This window comes from Paenibacillus sp. FSL H7-0918, from assembly GCF_038007025.1.
Lineage (GTDB): Bacteria > Bacillota > Bacilli > Paenibacillales > Paenibacillaceae > Paenibacillus_AQ > Paenibacillus_AQ odorifer.
In genome coordinates this window covers 224,672-238,543 of the sequence record NZ_JBBOWJ010000001.1, presented here as the reverse complement: position 1 = coordinate 238,543, position 13,872 = coordinate 224,672, and the positions used below count along the sequence as shown (strand labels likewise).

Below are 13,872 nucleotides of genomic sequence, written 5' to 3'. Positions count from 1 at the left end.
GGCAGAATACACGTAAAGCTTTAGAAGAGGAGCGCATGTTGAACTTAGAAAAAACGAAGCGCCGAATCCAGCAGATACTGTGGCATGTGGTTGGATTTACTTTTGCCGCGGTCTGGATCATTCCCTTCCTATGGGTGGTCAGAACGGCTTTTTTACCTAAAGACGTCGCTATCGATTCGGGCTGGTCTTGGGGCTTTACGTTCGAGAATTTGATTCATGTCTGGAATGGAGCGCCTTTTGGACGATTTTTAATGAATACATTGCTGGTGTGCGGTGTTGTGCTAGCTGTGCAACTCGTCACGATGACAATGGCTGCTTATGCGTTCGCACGAGTACGTTTCTTTGGAAAAGAGCTGCTGTTCCTGTTATTTTTGGTGCAAATTATGGTGCCGCCGGATGTTCTTATCTTTTCCAACTATCAAGTGTTGAACGAAATGGGTCTGCTGGATACCAAGCTGGGGATTATGCTGCCTTACTTTGCCTCCTCCTTTGGAGTGTTTCTCTTAAGACAATCCTTTAAGCAATTACCCTATGAGCTCGATGAAGCTGCCCGGGTGGAAGGCGCCTCACGGCTGCGTATTCTTTCCAGAATCTATGTTCCACTGTCACGCCCGATTTATGTGTCCTTTGCCATCGTGTCGGTCAGCTTTCATTGGAATGATTTCTTGTGGCCGTTAATTGTAACCAATTCAGAGGAAAATCGCTTGTTAACTGTAGGATTGGCGATGTTCGCAAAAGCCACGGAATCAGGCGCACAGTGGTCTGATGTCTGCGCGGCTACGCTGATTGTCTCGGCACCCTTAATGATTGGATTTTTATTGTTCCAACGGCAAGTGATAGGTAGTTTTATGAGCTCTGGCATTAAAGGTTAGGAGGAGGCATTTATGAGGCTGGCGATTATCGGAGACTTACATTATCCGGACGAATTGTTAAACAACAAGGTTTTGATTAAAGAGGCACGAGATGCTTTTTACGAGCAATTTATGAATCTATTTTTGTCCATCCCAGCCGATTATCATATTTCTGTGGGAGATATGGTGCATGCAGGAGAATTTAGCGAATTTAATTATATCATGGGTAAGATTAAGGACAGCAAGCATTCCAGGCGTTTTCTACATGTTCTTGGCAATCATGATACGTACACTTATCCTAAGCAAGAAATCCTTTCCGTCACCCGGCAGCAGCGATACAGTGTGATTGAAGAGACCCATGCGATCATTATATTGCTGGATACCGCACGGGAAAATCGTGACGATTGGAGCGGAACGCTTGATGATGAACAGTTAGCCTGGCTCGAAGCACAAATGAAGCGGACTACAGATAAGCCACTATTCGTTTTTGGCCATCATCCCTTGTATAATACGACGGCTAGATCAACCGAACCGATGATGTCACTGGATCCCAGCTTGGATATTTGGCCGATATTGAAGCAGTGGCAAGGTGTGGGTTTTTATTTTAACGGCCATAATCATGTACATTCCATCGTTAGACAAGAAAACTGGCATTTCATTCAAACGGCCTCCATTCTGGATATTCCTGCTGCTCGAATTCTCACTGTGCTTGAAGATGAGATCCGGTTAGAGATGGTGAGTCTGGCGAGCGAGCAATTAAGTAAATGGTCTTCATTATTTACCCTCAGCATTTTTGATTATGAAAAATATCCGCAGGCTGAAGGGGAGGCGGGAGATCAGGAACTAATCATCAATCGACTTCAAAGGGACAGAAAGCAGGTGGACCAGCAATGAATCGCCAGCCAGTAAGATTAGCCATCGTAGGCGGGAATCGCGGGGCCAGTTTTATGAATGCACTATACTCTCTATCGGATCGGATACATCTGACCGCCACTTGTGACTTGAATGAGTGGGTTCTTAATCAATGGAAAGAGAAATTTCCGGACATCCGAACGTATCGGGATTATCATGAAATGTTAAAAGATTCGGTAATTGATGCGGTGTTTATCTTAAGCCCCATGCATTTGCATGCCAGACAATCTATTGATGCTTTAAAAGCGGGTAAGCATGTCCTAAGCGAAGTGATTTCGATCCAATCTTTAGAGGAAGCTTGGGAGCTTATCGAAACTGTTGAACAAACTGGACTTAAATATATGATGTCTGAAAATTACTGCTTCTCGCGCTCCAATCTGACGATTAAACATATGGCGGATCAAGGCATGTTCGGTGAAATTACTTATCTGGAAGGCGGATACATCCATGATTTACGTCACTTGACTCATCATCCGGATGGATCTCTGACTTGGCGGGGGCAATTACATCAGCAGTATAACGGGATCAATTATCCGACGCATTCTATAGGTCCAGTTGCCCAATGGATTAATCTCAATAAGCCTGATGGAGATCGATTAAAAAGCATCTCGACTTTTGTTTCTAAATCAAGATCCTTACAATATTATTTTGGAGAGCATTATGGAAAAGATCATCCGGCAGCGCGTGAAGGTTTCTGGCGGCAAGGCGACAGTGCGGTTGCGGTCATCCAAACGGAAAAGGGTGTACTGATTGAGCTGCGTGTAGATTGGAGCTCTGTACGACCTCATAATAAAACTCATTATTTGCTGCAAGGAACTGAAGGGGCGTATATTACGGGCCGCCATCAGCAAGAGGAAGATTTGATCTGGTTCAGGAATCTTTCACCCAAAAATATAGAGGATGGAGAGGAATTGTGGGAGCCGTTAAGCAGCTATCAGCCACTTTATGATCATCCAACCTGGAAAAAATGGGGCGAATACGCTGCTGGGACGAAACATGGCGGAGGTGATTTTATGGTGCTTGAGGAATTCATTTCCGCGATTCAGGAGGATCGCACCCCTTCGGTGGACGTATATGATGCCGTTACTTGGAGCTCTGTGTTTACATTATCTATGGAATCTGTAGAGATGGGTGGGAAAGTTATAGCTTTTCCTGATTTTAGATCGAAGGTGAGAATTTGACGGTGGAACAGGCGCTTTCCAAACTTGTAATGAAAAAAGAAATGCTGTCCGACTTGCCTGCTTTTCATTGCCCCGCTGGGTATCGACTTACGTCCTTCCAGCCGGAGGACGAGCGAAATTGGGAGGATCTTATCCGTCATTCTTTTACGAGAGAAGTTAAATTCGTAGATAAAATCAGTGATCATGTACCCTTGTATTCGGATCGCTTGTTGTTCATTTGCCGCGGGAATCAGCCTGTAGCGACAGCTACGGCCTGGGAATTAGACAGTGGAGACCCTAAGAGCTGGTACTTGCATATGGTTGGAGTGCTTCCGGAATATTCTGGCAAAGGACTCGGTTATGCTGTAAGTCTTGCTATTTTGCACAAAATAAGAGAATCAGGTGGAGCGGCAGCCTCTTTAGAGACCGATGATTTCAGACTGCCCGCCATCCGTATTTATTTGAAATTAGGATTTCAGCCGGTGTACTTAGACGATAGTCATCCTGGAAGGTGGGAGCGAATCCTGCAAAGGCTTTGATTTTGATAATGATTAATGCTAGGGATTAGGGGGGCTATACGCCTCCTTATTTCATTCTGGCACCTACGGAAGAAACTTGATTCAAGAATTAACTTGTCGGTAGGTTTAATTGCTGCTATAGTCATACTGACTTATTAAACGCGTTTAATAAGTCAGTATGACTATAGGTGAGAGAGTGGGAGAGCCATGGCGAGTGAGAAACGACTTCCTTCACAGCAAATGAAATCTGAAATTATCCGAAGTATTCGAACAGCATTATTAGAACTAGGAAAAGCAACGAAGGCAGAGTTAAGCCATAAATTGCAATACAGTTTCCCAACGATAAGTAAATTTCTAATGCAGATGGAAGAGGCAGGGGAAATAACGGTCAGCGGTCTGGATGAGTCAAGTGGGGGAAGAAGGGCAATAAGATACACCTATAATCCGAATTATCGGTTAGGGATGGCTGTTTTTTTGGAAAAAAATGAAACCAATTATACCATCTATAATTGCATTGGGGAGGTAATCAAAGAAGGGAGTTTGCCCAGTATTCTTGAGGAAGATGTTAGTAAACTGGTCATGCTTATTGAAGATGAAAAAAAGGCCAATCCTAAAATCCAATCTGTGGCTATTGGAGTTCCAGGTGCGGTGAATCATGGGCAGATTTTTCTGATTCCGGGTTATGAGAAATATCAGAATTTAGATTTGAAAAGACACATAGAAGATCAACTATCTATTCCGACAATCGTGGAAAATGATATGAATGCCGCTGTAATCGGCTATATGACGCAACGAAATTTGAAAGAGAATATATCTCTAATGTATCTGTATTTAGGGAAAAATGGTCCGGGGGCTGGGATCGCGGTTAATGGTGAAATCGTGCGAGGAAAGACGTTTTTTTCAGGAGAAGTTCAATTTTTGCCACAGTATGATCATAAAAATTTCATAGAGGCATTAACTGGAGATCCTGGTGGATCAAATATGCAATCGAATCATAGTGTGGATGCGATTAGTCGATTAGTGGCTACTATGACTTCTATTTTGAATCCGCATTATATTATTTTTTGTGAGGATGAATTAGCTCCAGCCATGCTTAATCAAATCTATGAACGGAGTGCAATATACGTTCCGAAGGAGCATCTTCCAGCGTTAGCGGTAAGTAACTTGAAACGTGATTATCTGAATGGATTACAAAGTCTTGGATTAGGCTTATTAGTTTCACAACAAATAGATGAGAACAATTAAGGAGATAACTATGGCAACTTTTTTTCTTATTATTATTTATTTAGCATTTATTAGTTTAGGCTTGCCGGATTCATTGCTTGGCTCCGCTTGGCCAGTGATGAGAATGGACTTAAATGCTTCATTAGGTACTGCTGGAATTCTTTCGATGGTTATTGCAGTAGGGACAATTGTCTCCAGTTTGATGAGTGGTGTTATCCTTAAACGTTTTGGTACAGGGAAAGTGACTCTTATTAGCTGTATCATGACTGCTGTAGCGTTGCTTGGTTTTGCAGGGTCACCTTCGTTAGTCTGGTTAATTATTGCTGCAATTCCACTTGGTTTAGGTGCAGGATCTGTAGATGCCGGATTAAATAGTTATGTGGCTACGCATTATAAAGCCCATCATATGAGTTGGTTACACTGTTTCTGGGGAGTGGGCGCCACGCTGGGTCCTATTATTATGGGCTCTTTTATCTCTGGAGAAGGTCTATGGCGGCAAGGTTATCTTACGGTTGCTTACATACAATTGAGCTTAGTCATTATTCTATTCGTTACACTGCCCTTATGGGATAGAGTGGCTGGGAGCAATAACCACCCGAATGCTGAAAGTGATCCTGAGTTCAACCATCCGGAGCTAGAGCATGCCGCAGAGAACACAAAACCATGGAAATTAAGAGGGGTAAAGCTAGCAATGTTAACCTTTTTATTTTATTCTGCCATCGAAACGAGTATGGGCTTATGGGGGAGCAGCTTTCTTGTAAACATTAAAGACATTCCTGCATCAACTGCAGCGACATGGGTATCATTTTTTTATCTAGGGATTACCTTTGGTAGAATGGTGACGGGTTTCATTACTTTTAAAATGAGTAATAAACAGCTAATTCGATATGGCCAGCTCATTGCTTTAATCGGTACGGTACTGTTAGTATTGCCGCTTCCAACTATAGTTTCACTTGTAGGATTTATGATTATAGGTTTAGGGTTAGCCCCCATTTTTCCGTGTATGCTACATGAAACCCCTGTACGATTCGGGAAGAAACATGCTCAGTCGATTATGGGCTTTCAGATGGCAACAGCTTATACCGGCACCACGCTGATGCCGCCTTTTATCGGCTTATTAGCTTCGAAATTCACGCTGGGTATTTTTCCTGCGATGATCGTTTTTTTCGCCATCGTTATGCTCTTGTGTACAGAAAAGCTAAATCAATACTCAGCAAAAGTAAATGTCGGTTAAGTTTGAATTGAATATATTACGGACTAACCCTTCATATATATAGCTATAGGAGGGGGGAGCTGTAAATGTGGTTGTTAATTATTATAGGTGTTGGATGTCTCTCCGGTTTTATATTGTTTAGAAAGAATATATTGGCCGCCGATCCCGAACATTTTCAAGGACCGGAGAAATTGTCCATCATCATCCCCGCAAGAAATGAAGAATACAATTTGCGTTTTCTGCTTGACTCACTCCAGCTCCAAACCATTGCCCCCTATGAAATTATTGTTGTGGATGATTTCTCGGAGGATCGGACCAAGGAAATTGCCGAAAGCTATGGAGTTAAGGTTATTGCCAACAGCAGTCTCCCTGAGGGATGGACGGGCAAGAGCTGGGCAGTCTGGAATGGATATTTACAAGCCTCGGGCGATATTTTTGCTTTCTTGGATGCAGATATCCGGTTAAAGCCTAACGCTCTGGCCTCATTATTAAAAGCAAGGGAGCTATCGAAAGGTGTCATTTCGGTAGTTCCTTTTCATCATACAGAAAAGCTGTTTGAGAAACTTGCCTTAATCATGAATGTGCTGGGGATCTTCACATTCACCTCTGTTTTTGAAAAGAATAACGCTAAAAAAGGATTATACGGTTCGTGTATTCTAGCTTTAAGGCAGGATTATGAAAAAGTTAATGGCCATCAAAGTATTAGATCTGAAGTGCTGGATGATTTGTCTTTAGGAGAGAAGTTTATCGCTGCAGGTGTTCCCATTAGAAATTTTATCGGTTATGGCTTAGTATCTTTTCGTATGTATCCGAAGGGGATAAAAAGTGAGATTGAAGGCTTCAGTAAAGGGGCTGTCTTAAGCACCTCAACGTTAAGCCCGCGGACAATTATTCCAATCGCGCTTTGGGTGATCGGACTCATCATCTCAGAAACTGTGTTTATTTTTGCGAATACTTCATGGTTTATGCCTTTATTGATCGGTTATCTCCTTTATATGTTCCAGCTCTTTTATTTTATAAAATATGTAGGTGTATTTGGCATCGTTATTCCTGTATTTCACGTGGTGGCAACTGTTTTCTTTATCTTGATTATGCTTTATTCGATATATCAGGTCGTTTTTCTGAGGCATGTAAGCTGGAAAGGAAGGCAGATCCAGGTGGGAGGCCCTAGGGACTAATGATCATATTGTGGGTCGCGGGTTTATTTTTGTCGGGATCTCTTATGTTTTCCTATTGGCTTGGTCTTGCGCGTAAAAAGAACTTGAAAGACATTGGCGACGGTAATCCGGGGGCTTTGAATCTATGGAAGTCATCTGGCTATAAATTCGGAATTTTTGGGGTGTTGTTGGATTTTTTAAAAGGATATTTGCCTCTTTTATGGGTAATGGAAAGTCATTATAGTCAGGGTTATTTCATTATTCCGCTAGCCTTAGCTCCTATTGCCGGTCATGCCTTCTCTCTATTTCTTAAAGGAAAAGGAGGAAAGGCGATTGCCGTAACCTTTGGGGTATGGAGCGCGTTGACAGGATTCAAGGCCTCTTTAGCGTTAGCAGTTATCCTGGCAGTGTTGAAAGTGCTCGGCAGCGGGTACAAAAGCAGAGGGAATTCACCTGTCTCGGATGGTGTGCAAGTGGTTAGAGGAATGCTGCTCCTTTTTGTTTATTTGTGCATCAGTAAGTGGTCTGCTCCTATCCTGTGGGTATGGTTTGGGAGCTTTGTGATCCTTGTGTATACGCACAGGTTAGAATGGATTGCATGGGTGAAGGAATATTCAAAAAGGGAGCGGGGGCATTGAAGTTACTTTCTTTGTCGCGATAGATGTTTTGTATAGGTTAATAAACAGGTTTCCAGCGAATAATTTCGGGGAAGCCTGTTTTTTTTCGGTTTTATAAGATGCGTTATCTTTAAACAGAAGATTTTATAATAGCTAAAGTTGGTGTATTTTAGTATCTTTAATTATAAATGCTTTCAATTTAGAAAGTTACAGAGATAGGGTTATGAACTAAAGGGGGGCTTGTGATGAAGATCGGCGGCAGATTAAGAAATGGAGGCACATGGTTTACCCATCTGATTTTTTCATTCACATTATTAGCCGTTGTTTTAATCGGACTTGTGGGCAGTTATCTGTATGTTCAGGCTAATCGCTTAATGGTGGATGAGATTGCCAGAGACAGTAAGCAACGACTGATGACTTCAAGTGATTTTGTGGAGAATACGCTGCTGCAAAAATACGAAAACAGTATCCGCAACCGAGCAGTGTCTACCTTGTCGTTAGAAAATCAATCTATGCTGAATTATTTACTGGATAGTGAATGGGAAGGCAATACGAGCAGAATATTAGCTTTTCGCAAGGATCTCGAAATTTTCAAGCTTACTAATGAAGGCGTTTACAAAATATCTACATACTTCGAGAAAGGAAATTATATCATCGATAACAGCCAATTTTATTCGAAGCTGGACAATTCTCCAGATGCTTCCTTCTTGAAAACTTCAGTGACACCAGCCTTAAACCGCTGGACATATAGAACGTTATCGGATGAAGAAGAGGTGTTGACTTACGCAATCGCCCTTCCCTATGGTGCTTTATCAAAAACATCAACAGGCACCATGTACATTGACGTTAGCTTAGAATACATCAATAAAATGATTTCCAGCACGATGAGCTCGCCGATGGAAAAGCTATATGCTTTTGATGAAAAGGGCAGCCCTATTATCCATACGGGCTCGAACGTCGAAGAGGGGCTTAAGACTGCTAAGCAATGGATGGAGTCAGCAGGGAATAATAAGGAAATTCATTATAATAAACGCGACAAATATGTGTTGTCTTTTAAAAATGACCAAACCTCGAATAATCAATGGAAATACGTATTAATACGGCCTATGAATTCATTTGTATCCTCATCAAAGCAGCTGAAGAGCCAAATATTTGTCAGCTGTATCCTGGTATTGTTAATTGGGCTTCTATTCGCTTATTTGATTTCCAAACGTGTATATGTTCCGATGAAGAAGCTTGTTAACAATGTTCGCAGCTTTTATCATCCAGGCACCGTAAACTATTCGCAAAATGAATTCGCTATTATTGGTAGTACAATCTCAAAGCTAGGTCAAAAAATCGAAACCTTAGAATCTAAAGCTAAAGTGAATGATCTAAAAAATCTGGTATTAGGTGCAGGCGTTGGCTCGGATTACTACGATTATTTACCTTTGCAATGTCATTACATGACTAGCTATATTCGTATAACTAAGGGAGATTGCGAGGAATTCAGGGCTTTTTATGAACAGCATGCTGCCTATAGCTTTTATAAATTTATCAGCTTAAATACCCAGGAAGCGGCGCTTATCTATTTCAGTGAGTTGAATAAGGATCACGAAGAGCTGGAGCTTTTATTATTGAAGGAACTGGAGCTTATAAAAAATGTGTTGCCTGAGCAACTACACTTTGGAGCAGCGCTTGGATCGAAGGTTCAGGCACCTGAAGAAATACCCTTTTCGTATCAAAATGCCTTACATGCCTATCGATATCGGTTTATCTATGGTTCGGAAGCTATTGCGCGGTATTCACATATCCCGCTTAACGATGTTACGCCACACTTATTCTCTTTTGATCTTTATAAAAATGCCTTAAAGGCAGGCAATGACGTTACGATGAACAGGTTTATGGACGATTTCCAAAGGGTCATGGAGAAAGGTGATGTCCAATTGGAGACAGTTGAGTTAGGCCTGCTTCAGTTGGTTACGGTCCTGTATCAGACCATTATTGAGCTTGATCTGCAACAAATCGTTTCGCCTTCCAGTCTGTTCGATGAGTTCAAAAAGGAGACGTTGGCCGAAACCCTTGATTCCATTCGTGATTTATCGGCACAAATTACAGCTTATATTCAAGAGTCAGGAAATCACGCACATACAGAGATCATTCATAAATTAAAAATCTTTATCGATGATAATATTCAAGAGGATTTATCGCTAAATAAATTATCTGAGGTTGCTTCGTTGGCGCCATCGTATATTTCTACCTTGTTCGGAACCGTTATGAATGAATCGTTCACTGAATATGTAACCCGAGTGCGGTTGGAGAAGGCGGCTGATTTATTAAGAGAAAAAAAGCAGCTGTCCGTGGCTGAGATTTCTGCTCAGGTGGGTTATCGTAACCCGCAATATTTTCACAACAAATTCAAAACACGTTACGGAGTTACACCGGTCCAGTATAGGAACGCAGGCAATGCAAACCATTCGAACCATTCAAGTGCATAATTCTCCAATCCATGTGGAAAAGGCAATCGTCTCGCGATTGTCTTTTCTTTTGTTCGAAAAATTATAGCCCCAATACGAAGATAATTTACTGATTTTAATGAATTTACAATAGAAAAAGCGCTTACAATGCCCTAACGTAAGGGGTGTTCAGACACAGTCTTAACGCAAAATCGTATTCGGAAGGAGAAAACAACTATGAACCCGGCAAGCACTGCTGGCATTCAAAAACAGGGAGAGAATCTTAAGCCGAAAGTCTCGAGGTGGACACATACTTGGCGCCAATACAAAAAAAACAAATATTTATTCTTATTACTAGCTCCCGTGATCATCTGGTATACCGTATTTGCTTATGGCCCGATGTATGGCATTCAACTGGCTTTTAAAGATTATTTTATTCGTGATGGAATTTGGGGAAGTCCTTGGGTCGGCTTAAAGCATTTCGAATATTTGTTCACAGCTTCACCCGACTTTTTGAAAATCATTAAGAACACGCTTATTATCAGTTTTTACCATATCATTTTTGGTTTTCCTGCACCGATCATATTGGCTCTGTTATTTAACGAACTTAGGTTTTCCTTCTTCAAGAAGGTTGCACAGACGATATCCTATTTACCCCATTTCTTATCCTGGATCGTTATTGGGGGGATATTGATCGCTTTGTTATCTCCGAATTCCGGTGTGGTCAATTATATTATTCAGTGGCTCGGCTTTGATCCCATTTACTTTTTAGGCAGCGAGAAATATTTCCGCTTTACGCTCGTTATGTCAGGAATATGGAAGGAAATCGGCTGGGGAACGATTATATACTTAGCAGCATTAGCAAGCATCGATTCCCAAATGTACGAAGCTGCAGTTCTGGACGGAGCCAATCGCTGGAAACAAACGTTATTTATCACCATTCCTTCGATCCTGCCGGTGATTGCTATTCTGCTTATTCTTCGGGTAGGGAGTGTGCTGGATGCTGGCTTCGATCAAGTCTTAACACTTTATTCACCAGCTGTATATGGGGTGGCGGATACGTTAGATACTTATGTGTACCGGATAGGTCTGCAAAACTTTCAGTTCAGTCTAACGACGGCTGTTGGATTATTTAAAAATGTGGTGGGTCTTATCCTGGTGTTATTTGCTAACTTCATAACGAAAAAAATGGGGCAGGAAGGTCTTTATTAATGAATGAATGTAAGGAAGGAGTAACTACAATTGAAGCTATCCACTGGTGAAAAAGTATTCCAAGTCTTTCTAATCCTATTTGTAATCATTCTTTGTATTACGATGATTTATCCCTTCTTGCATGTGCTCTCTATATCGTTTAGCACCCCTGCGGAAGCACTACGGCCGGGAATTCATTTCTATCCCAAAGAAGTTTCCTTCTTTGCTTGGAAGCGTGTACTGACAACAGATACGGTCTGGCAAACGATGGGGAATACGGTTTTCCGCACAGTTGTAGGAACAGTTCTGACACTCGTGTTTCTGTCACTGGGAGCATATCCGCTATCTCGTAAATATTTGCCGCACCGGGGATTTTATACAATGTTCATTGTCGTAACGATGTTTTTTGGCGGCGGGCTTATCCCTACCTATCTGCTAATCAAAAGTCTGGGACTTATAAATTCGTTATGGGTTTATATTGTCCCCGGCCTGCTCAGCACGTTTAATCTTCTGCTCCTGCGAAATTTCTTTATGGGTATACCGGAGGAACTGGAGGATTCAGCTAAAATAGATGGGGCTAATGATATGCGGATCTTATTTACGATTGTTATTCCGCTGTCGAAGCCTGTTCTAGCAACATTAGCCCTATGGACTGCAGTAGGGCACTGGAACGCTTGGTTTGATGCAATGTTGTATATGCAGGATCAATCAAAGATTGTACTACAGCTTTTCTTAAGACGGCTTGTTATTTCAGCCGAAGGAGATCCGATGTTACCACTTCCTACCAATGAGCAGGCTCCTGAAATGGTCAAAGCGGCTATTATTATGTTTACAGCGCTGCCTATATTAATGATCTATCCATTCCTACAACGTTTCTTCGTCAAAGGAATTATGGTTGGATCACTTAAGGGTTAGAAGGCTTAGAACGGTTTAAACAGTCCGCTATATCCGCGGGCTGTCTAAATATATAGATGAACAAAAAAAGGGAGGAAATAAAAGAATATGAGGCATACATCCAAGAAATGGTTGGAAATTGCTGCGATAGCCCTATCGGCTTCACTTGTCATGAGTGGTTGCGGCGGGAATGCGGCGAATAATAACACTAACGAAGCGAAGGCGACGAATCAAGGTCAAGGGGGGGCATCAGCAGCTGAAGCTCCGATTGAAATTATTTGGGCGAACAACTTTAATACGCCAGAAGAAGACGGTAACTATGTGCAAACCGAGCTCGAGAAGAAATTTAATGTAAAAATCAAAAATATTAAATTGGAACGTGGAACTTGGAAAGAACAATTTTCAGTGCTTCTAGCTTCTGGAGATATTCCTGATATCTTCCCGGTCGATGCAAACGAAACGGATATGGTGCAATGGGCAGATCAAGGGATTATTGCGACGATTGATAAGGCTGAAATTGAATCCCTGATGCCGAAATATGCAGCAGCATTGGATTCGGTTGATTCCGGGGCATGGGGCGTAGGCTTATACAACGAAAAAAACTGGGGCATCCCGAAAATTTGGCCAGGTGGTCTTGATGGATTTATTCCGGGCTATAATGAAGCCTGGCTGAAAAATATTGGCTACTCAGAACCTCCAAAGACCCTGGAAGAGCTTGAGGATGTACTCACCAAATTTGTTAATGAAGATCCGGACAAAAATGGGAAGAAGGATACTTACGGCTTAATCGGCCGCGGCAAGCTTCCAGAGCAATTGTTCACAAGTGTATTCTCAGCATTTGCTGTTTCCCCTTATCAGTTCAAGAAGGATGCTTCCGGGAACGTAGTTTATGGAGGCATTACAGAAGAGACGCGATCAGCATTGGCGTTATTGAGCAAATGGTACAAAGCAGGTCTGATTGATCCTGAATTCATAACTAGTGATAATAACGAAATCAATATTAAATTTGCTGATCAAAAAGTGGGTATGGTTGATAACGGGAAGTGGGGCAATTTTTATAAAGAATCTGGGTTTGTCGCAAAACCTGGTCTAGAGAAAGGTCAAATATTCGTGCCTGGCAAGCCGTTTACAGCCCCAGATGGCGTTGCTTATTCTTTCGCGTATGGTGCAAGACAAGCACCGGTATTGTTCGGTGTTCAACTCGAAAAGGATGAGAAGAAACGTCATAAGATTATGGAAATTCTCGAATATGTGTCTACGGATTCCGAAGGTTTTCTGCTGACAGGTTTCGGTCAATTGGGTGTGAGCTATGATATGGAAGGGGACCTTGCCATTCCAAAAGCGGATGAAGAGGTTAGTGCTCCGAAGATGGGAGCGGGCAATTTCTATAATCCACTTAGCTCCACAGACACTTCAATGGAAAAACATACGGTAAAACAAGAATTGCTAGATTTGAGAGACAAGATCACTCCAGGTGTTACACCATTGCTAGATGTACTGGGACCAGCCGTATTAACAAGCAAACCCAAGTATTGGGGCAATCTGAAGACGTTGCAAGATACGTTTGTTATCAAAGCAATTACAGGAGAAGCGAACACGGGTAAAGATTTTGATAATTTCAAGGATAGCTGGCTAAAGGCCGGAGGTCAGGAAGTAACGGATGAGGTAAATAAAGTGCTGGCAGATCGTAAATAGCAGCG

Annotated in this window: 12 protein-coding genes; all 12 read left to right on the top strand. The window is 42.0% G+C overall.

Annotation, left to right across the window (positions count from 1 at the left end; translation table 11 throughout):
- The first annotated feature begins 35 nt into the window (after positions 1–35).
- The 12 genes from MHI15_RS01145 (at position 36) to MHI15_RS01090 (ending at position 13,867) form a co-directional block, all read left to right on the top strand.
- Positions 36–872: a carbohydrate ABC transporter permease gene (locus MHI15_RS01145; RefSeq protein ID WP_081386465.1), complete on the top strand. Its 837-nt coding sequence runs from the start codon at positions 36–38 to the stop codon at positions 870–872.
- A gap of 12 nt (positions 873–884) precedes the next feature.
- Positions 885–1,745 (top strand): metallophosphoesterase family protein, encoded by an 861-nt coding sequence (locus MHI15_RS01140; RefSeq protein ID WP_076217815.1) that lies wholly within the window; start codon positions 885–887, stop codon positions 1,743–1,745.
- Positions 1,742–2,944 (top strand): Gfo/Idh/MocA family protein, encoded by a 1,203-nt coding sequence (locus MHI15_RS01135; RefSeq protein WP_341164047.1) that lies wholly within the window; start codon positions 1,742–1,744, stop codon positions 2,942–2,944. The genes MHI15_RS01140 and MHI15_RS01135 overlap by 4 nt, the downstream gene beginning before the upstream one ends.
- A gap of 2 nt (positions 2,945–2,946) precedes the next feature.
- Positions 2,947–3,462 carry a GNAT family N-acetyltransferase gene (locus MHI15_RS01130; RefSeq protein WP_076307236.1) on the top strand — a complete coding sequence of 172 codons (516 nt, stop codon included), beginning with the start codon at positions 2,947–2,949 and terminating at the stop codon, positions 3,460–3,462.
- Positions 3,463–3,648: 186 nt separating this feature from the next.
- The gene (locus tag MHI15_RS01125; RefSeq protein ID WP_341164046.1) at positions 3,649–4,686 is read left to right on the top strand and encodes an ROK family transcriptional regulator; all 1,038 of its coding nucleotides are present in this window, start codon (positions 3,649–3,651) and stop codon (positions 4,684–4,686) included.
- Positions 4,687–4,696: 10 nt separating this feature from the next.
- Positions 4,697–5,899 (top strand): MFS transporter, encoded by a 1,203-nt coding sequence (locus MHI15_RS01120; protein WP_076129845.1) that lies wholly within the window; start codon positions 4,697–4,699, stop codon positions 5,897–5,899.
- 65 nt (positions 5,900–5,964) lie between these two features.
- Positions 5,965–7,056: a glycosyltransferase gene (locus tag MHI15_RS01115; RefSeq protein WP_076280111.1), complete on the top strand. Its 1,092-nt coding sequence runs from the start codon at positions 5,965–5,967 to the stop codon at positions 7,054–7,056.
- On the top strand, positions 7,056–7,673 hold the full coding sequence (locus tag MHI15_RS01110) for a glycerol-3-phosphate acyltransferase (RefSeq protein WP_341164045.1): 618 nt from the start codon (positions 7,056–7,058) through the stop codon (positions 7,671–7,673). Before MHI15_RS01115 ends, MHI15_RS01110 begins: the two co-directional genes overlap by 1 nt.
- A gap of 224 nt (positions 7,674–7,897) precedes the next feature.
- The gene (locus MHI15_RS01105) at positions 7,898–10,129 is read left to right on the top strand and encodes an AraC family transcriptional regulator (RefSeq protein WP_341164044.1); all 2,232 of its coding nucleotides are present in this window, start codon (positions 7,898–7,900) and stop codon (positions 10,127–10,129) included.
- A 195-nt stretch (positions 10,130–10,324) separates the two neighbouring features.
- Complete coding sequence (locus tag MHI15_RS01100; protein ID WP_076217808.1) at positions 10,325–11,299, top strand: ABC transporter permease; 975 nt, start codon at positions 10,325–10,327, stop codon at positions 11,297–11,299.
- A 30-nt stretch (positions 11,300–11,329) separates the two neighbouring features.
- Complete coding sequence (locus MHI15_RS01095; protein WP_076129850.1) at positions 11,330–12,193, top strand: carbohydrate ABC transporter permease; 864 nt, start codon at positions 11,330–11,332, stop codon at positions 12,191–12,193.
- 87 nt (positions 12,194–12,280) lie between these two features.
- Positions 12,281–13,867, top strand: a complete 1,587-nt coding sequence (locus tag MHI15_RS01090; RefSeq protein WP_341164043.1) for an extracellular solute-binding protein — start codon at positions 12,281–12,283, stop codon at positions 13,865–13,867.
- Positions 13,868–13,872: the final 5 nt, after the last annotated feature.

Excerpts from the sequence above, each read along its gene's own strand:
- MHI15_RS01145 (WP_081386465.1), top strand. The coding sequence starts at position 36 with ATGTTGAACTTAGAAAAAACGAAGCGCCGAATCCAGCAGATACTGTGG.
- MHI15_RS01140 (WP_076217815.1), top strand. The coding sequence starts at position 885 with ATGAGGCTGGCGATTATCGGAGACTTACATTATCCGGACGAATTGTTA.
- MHI15_RS01135 (WP_341164047.1), top strand. The coding sequence starts at position 1,742 with ATGAATCGCCAGCCAGTAAGATTAGCCATCGTAGGCGGGAATCGCGGG.
- MHI15_RS01125 (WP_341164046.1), top strand. The coding sequence starts at position 3,649 with ATGGCGAGTGAGAAACGACTTCCTTCACAGCAAATGAAATCTGAAATT.
- MHI15_RS01120 (WP_076129845.1), top strand. The coding sequence starts at position 4,697 with ATGGCAACTTTTTTTCTTATTATTATTTATTTAGCATTTATTAGTTTA.
- MHI15_RS01115 (WP_076280111.1), top strand. The coding sequence starts at position 5,965 with ATGTGGTTGTTAATTATTATAGGTGTTGGATGTCTCTCCGGTTTTATA.
- MHI15_RS01110 (WP_341164045.1), top strand. The coding sequence starts at position 7,056 with ATGATCATATTGTGGGTCGCGGGTTTATTTTTGTCGGGATCTCTTATG.
- MHI15_RS01105 (WP_341164044.1), top strand. The coding sequence starts at position 7,898 with ATGAAGATCGGCGGCAGATTAAGAAATGGAGGCACATGGTTTACCCAT.
- MHI15_RS01100 (WP_076217808.1), top strand. The coding sequence starts at position 10,325 with ATGAACCCGGCAAGCACTGCTGGCATTCAAAAACAGGGAGAGAATCTT.
- MHI15_RS01090 (WP_341164043.1), top strand. The coding sequence starts at position 12,281 with ATGAGGCATACATCCAAGAAATGGTTGGAAATTGCTGCGATAGCCCTA.